Source organism: Solwaraspora sp. WMMA2101 (assembly GCF_049179175.1).
In the GTDB taxonomy this organism is placed as follows: domain Bacteria; phylum Actinomycetota; class Actinomycetes; order Mycobacteriales; family Micromonosporaceae; genus Micromonospora_E.
Genome location: NZ_JBMHMA010000006.1, coordinates 6428646 through 6444929 on the forward strand (window position 1 = coordinate 6428646; position 16284 = coordinate 6444929).

General features: G+C 72.0%; 17 protein-coding genes. 14 read left to right on the forward strand and 3 right to left on the reverse strand.

Annotated elements, in window-relative coordinates:
• Positions 1 to 15: 15 nt before the first annotated feature.
• The gene (locus tag ACN28F_RS30240; RefSeq protein WP_289205839.1) at positions 16 to 780 is read right to left on the reverse strand and encodes an IclR family transcriptional regulator; all 765 of its coding nucleotides are present in this window, start codon (positions 778 to 780) and stop codon (positions 16 to 18) included.
• A gap of 57 nt (positions 781 to 837) precedes the next feature.
• On the opposite strand from ACN28F_RS30240, the gene ACN28F_RS30245 reads away from it, so the two are divergent.
• The 7 genes from ACN28F_RS30245 (at position 838) to ACN28F_RS30275 (ending at position 8007) form a co-directional block, all read left to right on the forward strand.
• Positions 838 to 1929 carry a cupin domain-containing protein gene (locus ACN28F_RS30245; RefSeq protein ID WP_289205840.1) on the forward strand — a complete coding sequence of 364 codons (1092 nt, stop codon included), beginning with the start codon at positions 838 to 840 and terminating at the stop codon, positions 1927 to 1929.
• On the forward strand, positions 1926 to 2756 hold the full coding sequence (locus ACN28F_RS30250; RefSeq protein ID WP_289205841.1) for a fumarylacetoacetate hydrolase family protein: 831 nt from the start codon (positions 1926 to 1928) through the stop codon (positions 2754 to 2756). Before ACN28F_RS30245 ends, ACN28F_RS30250 begins: the two co-directional genes overlap by 4 nt.
• A complete protein-coding gene (locus ACN28F_RS30255; protein WP_289205842.1) occupies positions 2753 to 3523 on the forward strand; it encodes a maleylpyruvate isomerase N-terminal domain-containing protein in 771 nt (256 codons plus the stop codon). Before ACN28F_RS30250 ends, ACN28F_RS30255 begins: the two co-directional genes overlap by 4 nt.
• A gap of 101 nt (positions 3524 to 3624) precedes the next feature.
• A complete protein-coding gene (locus ACN28F_RS30260; RefSeq protein WP_289205843.1) occupies positions 3625 to 5388 on the forward strand; it encodes an FAD-dependent oxidoreductase in 1764 nt (587 codons plus the stop codon).
• A 2-nt stretch (positions 5389 to 5390) separates the two neighbouring features.
• Positions 5391 to 5630, forward strand: a complete 240-nt coding sequence (locus ACN28F_RS30265) for a 4Fe-4S dicluster domain-containing protein (RefSeq protein ID WP_123602230.1) — start codon at positions 5391 to 5393, stop codon at positions 5628 to 5630.
• Positions 5623 to 6354: a hypothetical protein gene (locus ACN28F_RS30270; RefSeq protein ID WP_421360909.1), complete on the forward strand. Its 732-nt coding sequence runs from the start codon at positions 5623 to 5625 to the stop codon at positions 6352 to 6354. Before ACN28F_RS30265 ends, ACN28F_RS30270 begins: the two co-directional genes overlap by 8 nt.
• A gap of 18 nt (positions 6355 to 6372) precedes the next feature.
• The gene (locus ACN28F_RS30275) at positions 6373 to 8007 is read left to right on the forward strand and encodes an FAD-dependent oxidoreductase (protein WP_289205845.1); all 1635 of its coding nucleotides are present in this window, start codon (positions 6373 to 6375) and stop codon (positions 8005 to 8007) included.
• Here the strand turns inward: ACN28F_RS30275 and ACN28F_RS30280 are convergent.
• A complete protein-coding gene (locus ACN28F_RS30280) occupies positions 7962 to 8618 on the reverse strand; it encodes a TetR/AcrR family transcriptional regulator (RefSeq protein WP_289205846.1) in 657 nt (218 codons plus the stop codon). The genes ACN28F_RS30275 and ACN28F_RS30280 overlap by 46 nt on opposite strands.
• Before the next feature lie 212 nt (positions 8619 to 8830).
• On the opposite strand from ACN28F_RS30280, the gene ACN28F_RS30285 reads away from it, so the two are divergent.
• The 6 genes from ACN28F_RS30285 (at position 8831) to ACN28F_RS30310 (ending at position 15239) form a co-directional block, all read left to right on the forward strand.
• Positions 8831 to 10468 carry an ABC transporter substrate-binding protein gene (locus ACN28F_RS30285; protein ID WP_289205847.1) on the forward strand — a complete coding sequence of 546 codons (1638 nt, stop codon included), beginning with the start codon at positions 8831 to 8833 and terminating at the stop codon, positions 10466 to 10468.
• Positions 10465 to 11301, forward strand: a complete 837-nt coding sequence (locus ACN28F_RS30290) for an SDR family NAD(P)-dependent oxidoreductase (protein ID WP_421360912.1) — start codon at positions 10465 to 10467, stop codon at positions 11299 to 11301. The genes ACN28F_RS30285 and ACN28F_RS30290 overlap by 4 nt, the downstream gene beginning before the upstream one ends.
• A gap of 25 nt (positions 11302 to 11326) precedes the next feature.
• A complete protein-coding gene (locus tag ACN28F_RS30295; protein WP_289205849.1) occupies positions 11327 to 12283 on the forward strand; it encodes an ABC transporter permease in 957 nt (318 codons plus the stop codon).
• Complete coding sequence (locus ACN28F_RS30300; protein WP_289205850.1) at positions 12276 to 13151, forward strand: ABC transporter permease; 876 nt, start codon at positions 12276 to 12278, stop codon at positions 13149 to 13151. Before ACN28F_RS30295 ends, ACN28F_RS30300 begins: the two co-directional genes overlap by 8 nt.
• Before the next feature lie 61 nt (positions 13152 to 13212).
• The gene (locus ACN28F_RS30305) at positions 13213 to 14016 is read left to right on the forward strand and encodes an SDR family NAD(P)-dependent oxidoreductase (protein WP_289205851.1); all 804 of its coding nucleotides are present in this window, start codon (positions 13213 to 13215) and stop codon (positions 14014 to 14016) included.
• On the forward strand, positions 14013 to 15239 hold the full coding sequence (locus ACN28F_RS30310; RefSeq protein ID WP_289205852.1) for a PLP-dependent aminotransferase family protein: 1227 nt from the start codon (positions 14013 to 14015) through the stop codon (positions 15237 to 15239). Before ACN28F_RS30305 ends, ACN28F_RS30310 begins: the two co-directional genes overlap by 4 nt.
• 44 nt (positions 15240 to 15283) lie before the next feature.
• Here ACN28F_RS30310 and ACN28F_RS30315 read toward each other — a convergent pair whose 3' ends face one another.
• Positions 15284 to 15745: a nuclear transport factor 2 family protein gene (locus ACN28F_RS30315; RefSeq protein WP_289205853.1), complete on the reverse strand. Its 462-nt coding sequence runs from the start codon at positions 15743 to 15745 to the stop codon at positions 15284 to 15286.
• Positions 15746 to 15811: 66 nt separating this feature from the next.
• On the opposite strand from ACN28F_RS30315, the gene ACN28F_RS30320 reads away from it, so the two are divergent.
• Positions 15812 to 16279 carry a nuclear transport factor 2 family protein gene (locus ACN28F_RS30320; RefSeq protein WP_289205854.1) on the forward strand — a complete coding sequence of 156 codons (468 nt, stop codon included), beginning with the start codon at positions 15812 to 15814 and terminating at the stop codon, positions 16277 to 16279.
• Positions 16280 to 16284: the final 5 nt, after the last annotated feature.

Consider the following 16284-nt stretch of genomic DNA (forward strand, 5'->3'; position numbering starts at 1 on the left):
AGCTTGGTGCCAGGGTCAGCTTCCGCCCAGCTCGGCGGCGATCAGGCCGGCGGCGGTCCGCAGCGCCGCCGCGACCTCGGGGATCCGGGTGTTCGGGCAGCGTGCGGTGGGCATCCCGGCGGCCAGCGCGCCACGCACCCGGCCCGTCGAGTCGCGCAGGCAGACCCCGATCCCGGTGATGCCGCGTTCGCTCTCCTCGCGGTTCACCGCGTAGCCGACGCGGCGTGCCGTGGTCAACTGGCGACGCAGGGTGGCCAGATCCTCTACCGCGGGCCCGTACACCGCGGGCAGCCCTCGAGGATAGAGCACCTCCAGCTCCGCCGGGCTGAGCTGGGCGAGCAGCACCTTGCCGCCGGACGTGCAGTGCGCCGGCATCGACATCCCGGCCCGGGAGCCGACGCGCAGGCCGTGGGTGGCCTCCACGCCGTCGAGGAACTTGACGGCGGTCCCCTGCAGGACCGCCAGATGCACGGTCTCCTGCAGTTCACCGCTGAGCCGCTCCAGATGCGGCCGGACCACGGTACGCAGATCCGGACCGGGCCGCCCGGCGGCCAGCCCCAGGTCGGCGAAGACCGGTCCGGGTAGGTACGCCCGACGGCCGTCCTGGACGGCGAAGCCGTGGTGCTTCAGCATGCCGAGCAGCCGATGGGCGGTGGACGGCGCCACCCCGAGGTGACGGGCGGCCTCGGCCACGCCGAGCCGGGACCGCTCCCGCAACAGCAGGATCAGCCGCAGGGCGTTGTCGACGGACTCGATGGGGTACGGCACAGCGTTCTGCACCAGAGAATTATGACCATGCGATCATTCCGTCGTAAAGAAGGTTCCTAACCTGGCGACATGGTTGACCTGGACTCCGAGGCCGCTGCCGGCACGGTGCAGGACCGCGCTCTGCAGCAGCTCTACACCGATTTCGACGCCGCTGGGCTCAAACCGCTGTGGACGGTGCGGGATGGTCTGATGCCCGTTGCCCCGGCACCCCGCGCGGTACCCCACGTCTGGCCGTGGGACCGGCTGCTGCCGCTCGCCGCCCGCGCCGGCGACCTCGTCCCGGTCGGGCGCGGTGGCGAACGTCGGGCCATCGCCCTGGCCAACCCCGGGCTGCCCGGCGACCCGTTCGCCACCGCCACCCTCTGGGCGGCGGTGCAGTACCTCGGGCCCCGCGAGGTCGCCCCGGCGCACCGGCACAGCCAGAACGCGTTCCGCTTCGTGCTCGACGGGGAGGGCGTCTGGACGGTGGTCGACGGCGACCCGGTGGCGATGCGCCGGGGTGACCTGCTGCTGACCCCGGGCTGGGCGTGGCACGAACACCACAACACCGCCGACACCGCGATGGTCTGGCTGGACGGACTCGACATCCCACTCAACTCCCAACTCGACGCCGGCTTCTTCGAGTTCGGGCCGGACGAACTCACCGACACGTCGACCCCGGTAGCCTCGCGGGGCGAGCGGCTCTGGGCCCACCCCGGACTGCGGCCACTCGCCGTCGACCGGGACACCGTCAACTCGCCGCTGCCGGCGTACCGGTGGGCGCACACCGACGCCGCGCTCGCCGCGCAGCTGGAGCTCGGCGACGAAGGCCATCCGGCGCTCGTCGAAGCCGGCCACGCCGCCGTGCGTTTCGTCAACCCGACCACCGGGCGGGACGCTCTGAGCACGCTGCGCCTGGAGATGCACCGGTTGGCCGAGGCGACCAGTACGGCGACCCGCCGGGAGGTCGGCTCGTCGGTGTGGCAGGTCTTCAGCGGGCAGGCCACCGTCGAGCTCGACGGCCGGGAGCATCAGGTCGGCACCGGCGACCTGTTCGCCGTACCGTCCTGGTGCCCGGTGCGGCTGCGGACGGCATCCGGTGCCGACCTGTTCCGGTTCAGCGACGCGCCCGTCTACCAGGCGTTGCACCTGCAGCACCAGCCGGCGGGTGATCCGGCATGAGACTGGCCACCATTCGTACCAGCGACGGGACCGCTGTGGTCCGGGTCGACGCCGACGCGGCGGTCGAGGTCGGCGCCGCCGACCTCGGCGAACTGCTCACCGACCCCGGCTGGGCGCAGCGCGCCACCACCGCCGACGGCACCCGGCACCCGGTAGACGGACTGGACCACGCGCCGCTGGTCAGCCGACCGGAGAAGATCATCTGTGTCGGGCTGAACTACCGCCGGCACATCCTGGAGATGGGCCGCCAGCTGCCGGAACATCCGACGATCTTCGCCAAGTATCCGCCGGCGCTGATCGGGGCCACCGACCCGGTCGTACTGCCGGCCGCCTCGGCCGCGATGGACTGGGAGGCCGAACTCGCGGTCGTCGTCGGCAGCACGGTCCGGCACGCCGACGCCGAGCAGGCCGCCGCCGCGATCGCCGGCTACACCGTGCTCAACGACGTCACCGCCCGGGACTGGCAGTACCGCACCCCGCAGTGGCTGGCCGGCAAGACCTTCGAGGCGACCACCCCGCTCGGACCCTGCCTGGTCACCCCGGACGAACTCGACCTTGACGCCGGGCTCAGCGTCGAGTGCCTGGTCAACGGCGAGGTGGTGCAGAGCTCCGACAGCACCGAGCTGGTCTTCGACCCGCCCGCACTGGTGGCGTACCTGTCCACCATCTGCACCCTGCGGCCCGGCGACGTGATCGCCACCGGGACACCCGGCGGAGTGGGCCACGCACGTAAACCACCCCGATACCTGGCCGACGGTGACGTGCTGGTCACCCGGATCGGCGGGGTCGGGGAGTGCCGCAACACCTGCCGGGCGGAGCGGCCGTGACCCGCGCGGAGGCCGCCGCCACCATGGGCTGGCTGACCGCCGGGGAACAGCGGTGCCGGGACCTGGTCGACCAGCTCAGCGACGCCGACGCGGCGGCACCGAGCCGGCTGCCCGGCTGGACCCGGGCGCACCTGGTCACCCACCTGGCCCGCAACGCCGACGCGCTGGTGAACCTGCTGACCTGGGCACGGACCGGGAGGGTCAGCCCGATGTACGCCAGCGCCGCCGAGCGTGGCGCGGACATCGACGCCGGCGCCGGACGCGGGGCCGACGAGCTGCGCGCGGACCTGGCCGGCGCGGCGGGTCGGCTCGCCGATGCGGTCCGGGCGATGCCCGACGACGCCTGGTCGGCCACCGTCCGTACCGGTCAGGGCCGCGAGGTGCCCGCCGATCAGGTGCTCTGGCTGCGGGTCCGGGAAGTCTGGGTGCACCAGGCCGACCTCGACCTCGGTGGAACCCTGGCCGACCTGCCCGGTCCACTCACCGACGCGCTGCTGAACGAGGTGACCGCCACCTACAGCCACCGTGGCACGGGCCCGGCCGTGCGGCTGCGGGCCACCGACCGGCGGCGGAGCTGGCGGGTGGTGACGGGGTCAGGGTCGCCCTCCGGTGCCGTCGGGGTCGGTGGTACCGGCCGCGACCGTTCGGTGGAGCTGTCCGGGACCGCCGGGGAGCTGCTCGGTTGGCTGATCGGCCGAGTGCCGGCCAGCCGTTTGACGGTGCGGCCGGTCGGGGCCGCAGTCGCGGCGCCGCCGCCGTGGATATGACCCGGTCCGCTCGACCGACCCCGCTGACCAGGGGCGATGACATGATCGACTTTCGGTGTCCGTCGATTACGGCGAGTCACCGGCGATAGGAGGAGGCACCGGTGGACGGCAACGTGATCGAATCCGACGTACTCGTCATCGGTGGGGGAATCGCCGGCTGTGTGGCGGCCGTCCGCGCCGCCGAGTCCGGGGCCTCGGTGGTCCTGGTCGACAAGACCAGATCGGTACGCCGCTCCGGCGACGCCGGCCGGGGACTGGCCTTCCTCACCACCTACCTTGATCTCGGCGAGCCCTGGGACACCCCGGAGGTCTTCGCCGAGTGGTACTGCGACATCGCCCTCGGGCTGGTTGACATGGCGGTGGCCCGACCGCTGGGCATCGAACCGTTGCCGGCCGTCTGCCGGTTCCTCGAAGAGTCCGGCGTGCCGCTGCGCAACGCCGACGGTGAATACGAGCGGGTCGGCCGGATGTGGACGCCCGGTCCGATCGTGCTCAAGTTCGACGGCGCCGACATCAAGCCCCGGCTCGCCGAGCGGGCGGCAGCCACCGACAGGGTCCGGATCATCGGCGGCGTGCACGCCACCAGCGTTCAGGTCGACGACACCGGCCGCGCGGTCGGCGCGACCGGCTTCGACATCCGGTCCTGCGAGTTCCTGACCTTCCGCGCCGGCGCGGTGATCGTCGCCACCGGCAACGCCGAACGGGTCATCTTCAACTCGCCCCGGCGCGACGCGTTCCACACCTACCACCGGCCGTACCACGCCACCACCGGGTTCGCGCTCGCCGCGCGGGCCGGTGCGGTGGCCGCCAACATCGAGTTCCTCGGGACCTTCCTCTTCCCGCGTGGCTTCGCGACCGGCGCGATGGGCAACCTGCTGGAGGCCGGTGGCCGGCTGGTCAACGGCAACGGGCAACTCATCGCCGACCTGCCGGACATCGAGGGGGAGCGGCGGTTCGGGTTCGGCATCGTCGGCAAGGCGGCCGGTGAGGTGCTCGCCGGCCGTGGCCCGGTGTACATCGACTGCACCCATCTGCCGCCCGCCGAGATCGCCGCGATCAGCGACTACATCTCCTATGACGCGCCGCTGTTCCTGGAGTTCCTGGAGCAGTCCGGCATCGACCTGTCCCGGCACCCGGTCGAGTTCGAGCTGTTCAACGGCGCCTGGTCGGCCACCGGGTCACCCAAGGGGGTGGTGGTCGGTGCGGACGGGCAGACCCGGGTCCCCGGCCTGTTCGCCGCCGGCGACCTGGCCACCCCGGCGTACGCCCTGGCCGGCTCGCTGGCCAGCGGGTACGTCATCGGCCGGACCGCCGCCGAGTTCGCCCGGTCCGCCGCTGCGCCGATACTGGACGCCTCGGCGGTGGCCGCCGAACGTCGGCGGACCCTGGCACCGCTGAACCGGACCAGCGGGATCGGCTGGCGCGACTACGAGCACCAGCTGCAGGACCTGATGACCACGTACGTCGGGATGGACCGCAACGAGATCGGGCTGCGGCAGGCCGCCGAGTACCTGCGTGGGTACGCGGCGGCGGCCGGCGAGGTCCACGCCGGCAACGGCCACGAGCTGATGCGCGCCCATGAGGCGTTCGACCTGCGGCTGTTCGACGAGATGATGACCGCCGTCGCGCTGGAGCGCGACGAGAGCCGGTTCAGCTTCCTGATGGGCCACTACCGCACCGACCGGCCCGGCCCCGACGACCAGCGGTGGCTCGGTGTGTCGATCCTGGCTGGACACGACGGCGAGCAGCCGGTCCTGGAGCACACCGTGCCGACCCCGTCCTGGCGTGCGGCGCAACTGGAGAACCGGTCGGTCGTGGAACTGGTCGGTGAGCGGGGAGCGCGGCTCGCCGGAAAGGTGGGATAGCCATGGCACCACGGATCAACGAGAACCTCTGTACGCTCTGCGGGATCTGCCAGGACGTCTGTCCGGGTGACATCCTGCACATCGACCGGGGTGTGGCGGAGATGGTCCGCTACCCGGACGAGTGCAGTTACTGCGACGTCTGCCGGGTGGAGTGTCCGGCCGGCGCGATCGACATCGAGTTCACCTGGAGTATGCGGCAGCAGCCGATCTCCATCCTGCCGGGCCGGCCCGACCATGATTGAGGCGAGCTACACCCTCGACATCGACGTCGGCGTCGACGAGGTGTGGTCGTTCGTCGAGGTGATCCCGAACTGGGCGCACTTCCTGGTCGGTTTCCAGAAGCTGGACCTGGTCGACGACCGGCGGTCGATCTGGACGCTGCGCGGTGACGTCGGGGTCCTCGCCCGTGAGGTGGACCTGCAAGCCGACATCACCGTCTGGGAACCGGGCCGGCGGGCGGAGTTCACCATCACCGGGCTGACCGAACGGATCACCGGGCAGGGCAGCTTCGACATCGTGCCGATCGACGAGCCGTCGGTGCCGGGCGACGCCACCGCGGCCGACCCGGGCGACGGTTCGTCGGCCTCGGCCGACGGTACCTCGGCCTCGGGAGAGCCGCGGCGGTCGGAGTCCGAGGAGCAGACGCGCCCCGGACTGCTGCGCCGGATCAGGTTCGCCCTGGCCGGCCGTCTGCTGCGCTGGTTGAACCGCCGCCGGGCGACCCATCCGCCGGCCGGGTCGGCGGCCGGCTCTCCGGCGGCGGCCGGCCAGGAGTCGACCACGCCCACACCGTCCGGGCCGCCCCGGACGGACCGGTCCCGGCTGCGCTTCCATCTGCAGCTCACCCCGCAGGGACCGATGGCCCCGATGGTCGAGCTGCTGATGGGACCGATGGTGGAGCCGACGGCCGAGGACTTCCTGCGCAACATCCGCCAGGCTCTCGAAGCCCGGCGGGCCAGCGCCTGACGAGGCAGGAGACGAGCCATGCACGAGTTGCCACGACGTACCGACGTGGTCGTGGTCGGCACCGGGGCCGCCGGGCTGACCGCGGCCCTGACCGCCGCGGCCGCCGGCCTGCGGGTCACCATCGTGGAGAAGGCCTCGGTGATCGGCGGCACCACCGTCGTCTCCGGCGGCTCCATCTGGGCACCGGCGAACCGTTGGCTGGCCGAGGCGGGGGTGCCGGACAGCCGCGACGACGCCGTGAGCTACCTGCGCAGGCTTGCCCTGGGCCGGGTTCCCGACCAGCTCATCGAGACCTTCGTCGATCAGGTCAACCCGATGCTGGACCTGGTGGTGGCGCACACCGGGCTGCGCTTCACCCCGAACCTGGAGCACCCCGACTACCAGCCGGACCTGCCCGGCGCACACCCCGGCGGACGCACCCTGCAGAGCGACCTGTTCGACGCGAATGTTCTCGGCGAGCTGCGCGGCAGGTTGCGCCCGACCCACTCGACCGTGCCGGTCACCAAGCTCGAACTGGACCAGTGGGGGATGGACACGCTCGACCGGTGGGACTGGGCGCTGATCGCCGAACGTACCGCGAAGGGTGTCGTCGGGATGGGTGCCGCGCTGGTCGGTGAGCTCCTGCACGGCTGTCTGCGGCTCGGTGCCACGGTGCACCCGCAGACCCGGGCGGTCCGGCTGCGGCGTACCGGCGATCAGGTCGACGGGATCACCGTGGCCACCGGTGACGGCGAGGTGGAGATCGCCGTGGAACGGGGCGTGGTCCTTGCCTCCGGTGGGTTCGAATGGGACCAGGAGATGGTCGGGCGCTTCCTCGGCGTACCGATGGACGCGCCGGCCAGCCCACCGGCGAACGCCGGGGACGGGCTGCGCATGGTGATGGAGGTCGGTGCCGCGCTCGGCAACATGAGCGAGGCATGGTGGGGTCCGATGGTGTACGCGGTCGGCGACACCTACGACGGGGCGCCGCTGTTCCGGCCCACCTCGGGTCTGCGGGCGCTACCGGGCGGGATCATCGTCAACCGGCAGGGCCGGCGCTTCTCGAACGAGGCGATGAACTACAACGACCTGGGTAAGGCGATGGCCACCTTCGACCCGATCCGCTACGAGTACGCCAACCTGCCCTGCTGGCTGGTGTTCGACGACCGGTTCCGGTCGTCGTACTCGGTGGCCACGGCGACCCCGGACGCGCCGACTCCTGGGTGGATGGCGACGGCACCGACGCTGGTCGAGCTGGCTGACGCGGTGGGCATCGACCCGGACGGACTGACCGCGCAGGTCGCCGAGTTCAACCGGCACGCCGAGCACGGACGGGATCCGCAGTTCGGTCGCGGTACGACCGTCTACGACCGGTACCGGGGCGACCCGACGGTGACGCCGCACCGCAACCTGCGTCCGCTCGGCACCGGCCCCTACTACGCGGTCCGGCTGCACCTGGGCTGCCTGGGTACCAAGGGTGGTCCGCTCTGCGACGGCAACGGGCAGGTGCGCGGCGTCGACGGAGACCTGATCGGCGGGCTGTACGCCTGCGGCAACGTCGCCGCGAGCCCGTTCGGGCCGGGTTATCCGGGTGCCGGGGCGACCCTGTCCGCCGGGATGACGTACGGCTATCTCAGTGGACGCTCGCTCGCGGCGAGACTCGCCGCAGGGTGAGCGGCTCCGGACCGGTCGTCGTCGGTCGGCCGGGCGGCGAGGCCGTCGAGGAAGATCGCGGTGCACTGGTCGGCGAGTCGGCTGGTGGGATACTCCGGGGTGGGGTGGAACCACCGGACCGAGAGCCAGACGGCGTCGCGGATGAAGCGGTAGAAGACCCGGGTGTCGATGTCGGCGCGGAACGCTCCGCTGCCGACGCCGGCGTCGATCACCCCGAGCCAGGCGCTCTGCACCTCGCGGGCGACGTCCTTGAGGTAGTGGAACCGGGCCAGACCGCGCAGGTAGTTGACGTCGTTCTGGTAGATCTCGGTGGCGTGCGGGTGCGCGGCGGCGGTGTCCAGCGAAGCGCGCACCAGCTCCCGCAGCCGGGTCGCGGGATCGTTCTCCCCGGCCAGCACCTCGGCGTACCGCCGGCGCAGGTCCTCCAGGTAGGGGCCGAGGATCGCCTCGACGATCGCTTCCTTCGAGTCGAAGTGGTGGTACAGGCTGCCGGACAGGATGCCGACCTCGTCGGCGATCTGCCGGACCGTGGTGGCGGCCACGCCACGACTGGCGAAGAAGGCCGCCGCGCAGGCGGTGATCTGCTGTCGTCGATCCAGCGACTCTGCCACGGTGCCTCTTTCGGGTCTGCGATGCGACGGGCGGGCGTCAGCATAGCAGTGTCAATCAAGCGCTTGGTGCGCCGCCCGGAGTACGGCGGCCTGGTCGGCCAGGTGGAGCTCGGGTAACAATATCCAAGCGAGCGCTTGATTGGTGGCCGGGACGCCGATAGTTTACATGTCATTCACAAAGCCTCGGGCTTCACGGCTACCAGGAGAAGCAGATGGCAACTGGTCGGAAACACAAGTGGAACGGGGCGTCCGCCCGCGTCGCGGTGGCCGGGCTGCTGCTCGCCGGCGTCGCCGCGTGCGGCGACGACAGCGATAGCAGCGAGACCGGCGGCATCCTCACCATGGCCACCTGGTCCGCCACCCAGTCACTCGACCCGGTCCAGGTCGCTGGCACCGGCAACTCCGGCGGCGCGGAACTCGCGGCGCTCTACGACACGATCATGCGGTACGACCCGGCCGGCGGCACCTTCGAGCCGCAGACCGCCGAGTCGCTGACCCCGAACGACGACTTCACCCAGTGGACGCTCACCCTGCGCTCCGGGATCACCTTCAGCGACGGCGCGCCGTACGACGCGGCGGCGGTCGTGGCGAACCTGCAGCGGCACACCGAGGCGCGCTCCAACGCCAGCTCGCTGGTCGCCCCGATCACCGACTACGCCACCCCGGACGACCGCACGGTGGTGTTCACCCTGGCCTTCCCGTGGAACAACTTTCCGTTCGCGCTCGCCGGAACGCCCGGCATGGTGGTCAACCCGGCGGCCGTGGCAGCCCAGGGCGACGCCTTCGGCACCGACCCGCAGGGCGGCGGCGCGGGCCCCTTCACCATCGACGAGTTTCGCCCCGGAGAGTCGCTCACCCTGACCCGCAACCCTGAGTACTGGGGCGGCGACGTCCCGCTCGACGGGCTACGGTTCATTCACGCGGGCGACGGACCGCAGACCTACGAGGCGTTCCGGGCGGGCACGGTCGACCTGGCCTTCCTGCGCGACGCCGGGGCGATCGCGGACGCCGAGGCCGACGGCGCCGACGGCATCCGCGTCCCGTACTCCGCCAACGACACGTTGATCATGAACAACGGGTTCCCGATCATCTGTCAGCAGGGCGAGCCGGCACCGCGCTGCGAAGGCCAGCCCGACGGTACGCAGTTGGAGTCCACCGCGCCGACCGCCGACAAGCGGGTCCGGCAGGCGGTCGCCGCGGCCATCGACCCCGAGACACTCAAACAACGGGTGTACGGCGGATCCGGCACCATGTCCACCGCGCTGATCTCCGCGGAGTCCCGCTGGTACAACGGCGTCGACGGACCCGCGTACGACATCGACCGGGCCCGCCAGTTGGTCGAGCAGGCCAAGGCCGACGGCTGGGACGGACGCATCCGGGTCAGCTGCCATACGGGTCTACCGACCTGGGGGACCGCCGTGCAGGGCATGTTGGAGGCGGCCGGCATGCAGGTCGAGCTCACCGACCAGCAGGAGATCGCCGCGAACACGTCGGCGGTCATCGTGCGCAAGGACTTCGACCTGGCCTGCTTCGGGTCGTCGATCTCCGACGCCGAGCCGTTCTTCGCCCTCAACCGGGACTTCAACTCGACCTACGTCACCGCCGGCGGCGGGAACTTCTCCGGCTACGTCAACCCCACCGTCGACGAGGCGATCGCCGCCGGCCGGGCGTCCGACAGCGAGGCCGAGATCAAGGCCGCGATCACCACGATCGCCCGGGCGTACGCCGAGGACGTGCCGTTCCTCGCGCTGACCGCTCAGCCGGAGGTGGTGCTGATCTCCGACGAGATCGGCGGCGTGCTGCAGAGCGTCAACACGGTGGTGCTGCTCGGTGAGGCGACGCGGGAATGACCGGCCGATCCGCGACCGACGCCGCTGACCCGTCGGCGCGGGTCGGCGGGCGGGGTGGTGCCGGCGGCGCCGGCACCACCCCGGCACCCCCGGTGGCCCTGATCACCGCGGCCGCCCACGGCATCGGGGCAGCCACCGCCCGGGTCTTCGCCGAGGCGGGACACCGGGTGGTCCTGGCCGACGTCGACGCCGACGGGCTGGCCGCGACCGCCGCCGACCTCGCCGGCAGCGGCCTGGACCCGTCGGCGACGGTCGCGGTGGTCGCCGACGCGACCACCGAGGCCGGGGCCACGGCGGCGGTCGACGCGGCCGTCACCCGGTACGGGCGGCTCGACACCCTGGTCAACGTGGTGGGCGGCAGCCGGCCCGGCCGGACCGTGCTCGACATCGACCTCGCCGAGTGGGACCGGTGGGTCGCGCTCAACCTCACCTCGGTCTTCCTGATGTGCCGGGCCGCGCTGCCGCAGTTGACGGCGGTCGGCGGGTCGATCGTCAACGTCTCGTCCGGTGCCGGCCTGCGGGGCATGCGGGCCAACCCGGCGTACTGCGCGGCCAAGGCCGGAGTCGTCGGACTGACCCGGGCACTGGCCATCGACCACGGTCCCGCCGGCGTCCGGGTCAACTGTGTCGCGCCCGGGCCGGTCCGGACCCCGTTGATGGAACGTAACCGTAGCGCGGCCGAGATCGACGCGATGGGGCGGATCGCGGTCCTCGGCCGGATCGGCGCGCCAGCCGAGATCGCCGCGGCGATCCGCTGGCTGGCCAGCGACGCCGCGTCCTACCTGACCGGTCAGACCATCGAGGTCGACGGCGGCCCGGCTCCGTTGGTGTGACCCGCGACAAGGGGAGGCAACGCTGATGTTGCGGACCGTGGCGATCAAGCTGGCCCTGCTCGTCCCGGTGTTGTTCCTGGTCAGCGTGGGCACGTTCGGGCTGCTCCAGTTGGGGCCGGGCGACCCCGCCGCCCAGGTGCTCGGCAACACCGGGACGGCCGCCGACTACCAGCGGATCCGTACCGAGATGGGGTTGGACCAGCCGCCGGTGCAGCGCTACCTCGACTGGCTCGGCGGCGTGCTGCGCGGCGATCTCGGGCAGAACCTCGTCCCGCCGATCGAGAACGTCTCCGACCGGCTGCTGCGCGCGTTCCCGGTGAACCTGCAACTCGCCGCCATGGCCATCGTGCTGGCCCTGCTGATCGCCGTCCCGCTGGCGATGTGGTCGGCCTACCGGGCCGGCGGGCTGGTCGACCGGTGGATCTCCGCCGGCACCATCGGCGTCATCTCGGTCCCACCGTTCCTGGTCGGTCTGCTCCTGCTGCTGGTGTTCGCCATCCAGCTCGGCTGGTTCCCGCTCGGGCAGTGGGCCCGGCCGTCCGACGCCGGCTGGGGGCAGAACCTGTGGCACGCGTTCCTGCCCGCGTTGACCCTGGCACTGGCCGAGGCGCCGGTCTTCGCCCGCCTGCTGCGCGGCGACCTGGTCGCCACCCTGCAGGAGGACTTCATCCTGGCGGCGAAGGCCAAGGGCATGCCCGGCTGGCACATCATGCTCCGGGAGGCGCTGCGCCCCTCGTCGTTCTCGTTGATCACCCTGGCCGGGGTCAGCGCCGGCCGACTGCTGGGCGGCACCATCATCGTCGAAGCGGTCTTCGTCCTGCCCGGGGTGGGCAACGTCATCATCAACGCCGCGCAGAACAACGACTACAAGCTGGTCCAGGGCGGTGTGCTGCTGATCGCGGTCATCTACCTGCTGCTGAATCTCGCCGTGGACGTCCTGTACGGCTACCTCGACCCACGGATCCGGAGACGGCATGCCTGAACTCAGCCGTACCCGACGGCGTCGGGCCGACCTCGCCTTCTGGCTCAGCGTCTGCTGGCTGGTCGCCCTCACCGGCTGCGCCCTGCTCGCCGATCTGCTGCCGCTGGGCAACGCCGACGACACCACCCTGACGATCGGCGTCGCCGGTTACGCGCGGCCGGACCTGTTCTCGGCCAACCCGCTCGGCACCAACGGGTTCGGGCTCGACCTGCTGGCCCGGTCCATCCACGGAGCGCGGGTGAGCCTGCTGACGGTCGGCTGCACCGTCGTGGTCAGCCTGCTGATCGGCGGTACGGTCGGGATGCTCGCCGGCTACTTCCGGGGCTGGGTCGACGTGGTCATCGGGATCTTCGCCGACGCCGCCCTGGTGATCCCCGCGCTCGTCCTGCTGATCGCCTTCGCCGCGGTGCTCGGCCCGCCCCGCACCGTGCCGGAGGCGGTCCTCAAGAGCGGCCTGGCCCTGGCCGTGGTCGGCATCCCGACGATGATCCGGCTGGCCCGCGCCAACACGTTGCTCTTCGCCCAGCGGGAGTTCGTCACCGCCAGCCGGGCGATGGGTGCCCGGCACCGCCGGATCCTGTTCCGGGAGCTGCTGCCGAACGTGGCCCTGCCGTTGGTCTCCTACGCCTTCATCGTCGCGGCGGTCCTGATCGTCGCGGAGGGCTCACTGGCCTTCCTCGGCCTCGGCCTGCAACAACCCGCACCGTCCTGGGGCAACATGATCGCCGAAGGCGGCCTGCGGGAGTTGCGCCGCCATCCGCACGTACCGCTGATTCCCGGCGTGTTCATGTTCCTCACCGTCTTCAGCCTGAACATCGTCGGAGAGCGTGCCCGGGCCCGGTGGGATCCCCGGGACTCCCAGGTCTGACCGCAGTGTCCGGGGTCGGCCCGTTCTCGACACCCTCGACCCGAGCAGCAGGAGGTACGTCATGCGGATGGACGAGTCGGCGTTCCGGCTGGACGGCCGCGTCGCCGCGGTCACCGGCGCCGGCAGCGGAATCGGGCAGGCGGTCGCCCAGACCCTGGCCCGGGTCGGTGCCGCCGTGGTGGTCGCCGATCTCGACGCCGAGCGTGGCGCGGCGACCGTCGCCGCCATCACCGACGCCGGCGGGCGGGCCAGCTTCCAGCACACCGACGTCACCCGGCGGGCCGACCTGGACGAGCTGGCCGCCGCCGCCGTCGGCCGGTACGGCGGCCTCGACGTGCAGTGCAACATCGCCGGCGTGCCGTCCCCGGTCCGCGAGCTGACCGAGGTCACCGGTGCGGACCTCGACGCCGAGTTCGCGATCAGCCTCAAGGGCGTGCTGTACGGCTGCCAGGCCGCCGCGACGGTGATGACCCGCCAGGGCCACGGAGCCATCGTGAACATCTCGTCGACTGCCGCCGACCTGCCCGCCGCCGGCTATGGGCTCTACCATCTCGGCAAGCTCGCCGTCGTCGGGATGACCCGCACCCTCGCCCTGGAGCTCGGACCGAAGGGCATCCGGGTCAACGCGATCGCGCCCGGTGCCACCCTGACCAACTTCAGCGCCCGCAACTTCACCGATCCGGACGGCACCGTCGACGCCGAGCGCAAGCGCCAGTGGCTGGCCGGCATGGCGGCCCGGTCACCGTTGAACATGGTCGGCGACCCGCAGGACCAGGCGCTGCTGGTCCTCTACCTGGTCTCCGACGCCGCCCGGTTCGTCACCGGGCAGCTGATCCGGGCCAACGGCGGATGGACCATGAGTTGACCACCCGTCCCGAGCTCGCCGCCCGTACCGTCGGGATGCGCCCGTCGAAGCTACGGGAGCTGGTCGCGGCAGCGGCCGCGCCGCACGCGGACGCCGCGTCCGGGCCCGAGCTGCTCTCGCTCGGCGGCGGGTTGCCGCCCGCCGAGGCGTTCCCGGCGCAGGCGCTCGCCCGGGCGGCCGAGCGGGTGCTGACCGGCGCGGCCACCACCGCCCTGCAGTACTCGGCCACCGACGGCGACCCGGACCTGCTCGACCTGGTCGGCGCCGACCTGGCCGGGCGGTTGCGGCTGCCCGAACCGGCCGGGCGGCTGCTGGTCACCACCGGTTCGCAGCAGGCCCTCGACCTGATCGCCAAGGTACTGCTGGACCCCGGCGACGTGGCGGTGGTCGAGTCGCCGGCCTACGTCGGTGCGCTGCGGGCGCTGGCCGGATACCAGCCGAGGATCGTCGAGGTGCCGGTCGACGGCGACGGGATGGACACCGAGGAACTGGCCAGGCTGCTGCGGACCGGACTGCGGCCGAAACTGTGCTATCTGGTGCCGAACTTCTCCAACCCGAGCGGACGTACCCTGACCACGCGGCGGCGCGTCCGACTGGCGGCTCTCGCCGCCCGGTACGGCTTCCTCATCGTCGAGGACGACCCGTACGGTCAGCTGCGCTTCGCCGGCACGCAGCTGCCACCGATCGCCGCCGACGACGCCGAGCAGGTGGTCTACCTCGGCAGTTTCTCGAAGCTGGTGGCACCCGGCCTGCGGGTCGGCTACCTGGCCGCGCCCCGGTGGCTGCACCGCACGCTGACGGTCGCCAAGCAGGCGACCGACCTGAACTCGGCCGCGTTGAGCCAACGGCTGCTCGTCGAGTTGCTGGCCGACCCGGACTGGTTCGCCGGTCACCTGGCCGGGCTGCGGGGGCTGTACCGCCGTCGGGCCGAGGCACTGACCGGCGCGGTGGCAGGTCGGCTGGCCGGCCGGCTGGTCACCCCGATGCCGGACGGCGGGATGTTCGTCTGGGCCGGCCTGCCGGCGGCGGGGCCCGACGCGCTGGAGCTGGCCCGCGCGGCGATGCGCCGCGCCGTGTCGGTGGTGCCGGGCAGCGAGTTCTCCCTGACCGACGCCTTTCCCCGGCACCTGCGCCTGTCGTTCAGCATGCTGGATCCGGCGCGTCTGGTGAGCGCCGTCGACCGCCTCGGGGACGCCTTCGACGACCTGACGGCGTCCGGGTGAGCCCGGCGAAGCCGGACCCACCCGGACCAGCCCGCGACGACAGGTCAGTCGGCCGGCTGAGCGGCCGTGGTGAATCGGGGTACCGGCCAGACGGTCGGCGAGCTGGTGCTCCAGAGCACCTGGTGTACCCGTTCGCGGATCCGCCAGCCGTTGTCGGTGCGGACCAGCCGGTCGGCGTAGTGCAGTCCCCGGTGCACCACCTCGTGGCCGTCGGTGACCGGGCGCACCAGATGGGCCACCGTGTACGAGCTGGCGACCGCCGAGTCGCCGTCGACCTCGACGGTGGCCGAGCCGACCACGTGCTGGCTGGCGGCCAGTCGAGCCAGCGGCGCCATGTGCGCGACGATGTGGCGCACTCCTGGCTCCAGCCGTCGACCGGAGTACTCCGCCCGGGCGTCGTCGGTGAAGCAGTCGCCGACCGCCTCGAACTCACGCCGGTCGCAGCACTGGGCGTACCGGTTCAGCAATTCGACGATGGCCGCACGGTCATCGGCGTATCCGGGCATCGTGCCCACCTTTCGACGGGGCGCCGCCACCACGGCGGCACCACTGCAGGGACGGGAGATCGGGTCATGGACACACACACCGCCGACCGGCTGGCCATCGCCGATGTGGTGAACCGGTACTTCATGGCGATCGACAGCCGGGACTGGGACCGGCTGCGCGGCTGCTTCACCGACGACGTGGAGGGGATCTACGAGGGGGTGCGGGTGGCCGGTGGGATCGAACAGATCATGGCGTTCTTCACCGGCCGCTCGCCGGTACGCTTCCCGCTGGAGATCGTCGACCTGCGGGCGTCGATGCACTTCATCGGCAACCACTACGCCGAGGTGACCGGCGACCGCGCGGTGGCACGGACCTATGCCCAGGCCCACCTGATCGACCGGCCGGCCACCGGCCCCCGGATGCGTACCCGGGGTCTGCGCTACCTCGACGAACTGGTCCGGGTCGACGGCCGCTGGCTGATCAGCCGTCGGGAACACCTGCTGGACTGGATGCGCCGCGACGAACTGCTGGTCGCGCCGGCGGCCGCGGACTGACCTGC

Excerpts from the sequence above, each read along its gene's own strand:
- ACN28F_RS30275 (WP_289205845.1), top strand. The coding sequence starts at position 6,373 with ATGCACGAGTTGCCACGACGTACCGACGTGGTCGTGGTCGGCACCGGG.
- ACN28F_RS30290 (WP_421360912.1), top strand. The coding sequence starts at position 10,465 with ATGACCGGCCGATCCGCGACCGACGCCGCTGACCCGTCGGCGCGGGTC.
- ACN28F_RS30320 (WP_289205854.1), top strand. The coding sequence starts at position 15,812 with ATGGACACACACACCGCCGACCGGCTGGCCATCGCCGATGTGGTGAAC.
- ACN28F_RS30300 (WP_289205850.1), top strand. The coding sequence starts at position 12,276 with ATGCCTGAACTCAGCCGTACCCGACGGCGTCGGGCCGACCTCGCCTTC.
- ACN28F_RS30270 (WP_421360909.1), top strand. The coding sequence starts at position 5,623 with ATGATTGAGGCGAGCTACACCCTCGACATCGACGTCGGCGTCGACGAG.
- ACN28F_RS30265 (WP_123602230.1), top strand. The coding sequence starts at position 5,391 with ATGGCACCACGGATCAACGAGAACCTCTGTACGCTCTGCGGGATCTGC.
- ACN28F_RS30295 (WP_289205849.1), top strand. The coding sequence starts at position 11,327 with ATGTTGCGGACCGTGGCGATCAAGCTGGCCCTGCTCGTCCCGGTGTTG.
- ACN28F_RS30250 (WP_289205841.1), top strand. The coding sequence starts at position 1,926 with ATGAGACTGGCCACCATTCGTACCAGCGACGGGACCGCTGTGGTCCGG.
- ACN28F_RS30285 (WP_289205847.1), top strand. The coding sequence starts at position 8,831 with ATGGCAACTGGTCGGAAACACAAGTGGAACGGGGCGTCCGCCCGCGTC.
- ACN28F_RS30315 (WP_289205853.1), bottom strand. The coding sequence starts at position 15,745 with ATGCCCGGATACGCCGATGACCGTGCGGCCATCGTCGAATTGCTGAAC.
- ACN28F_RS30305 (WP_289205851.1), top strand. The coding sequence starts at position 13,213 with ATGCGGATGGACGAGTCGGCGTTCCGGCTGGACGGCCGCGTCGCCGCG.
- ACN28F_RS30245 (WP_289205840.1), top strand. The coding sequence starts at position 838 with ATGGTTGACCTGGACTCCGAGGCCGCTGCCGGCACGGTGCAGGACCGC.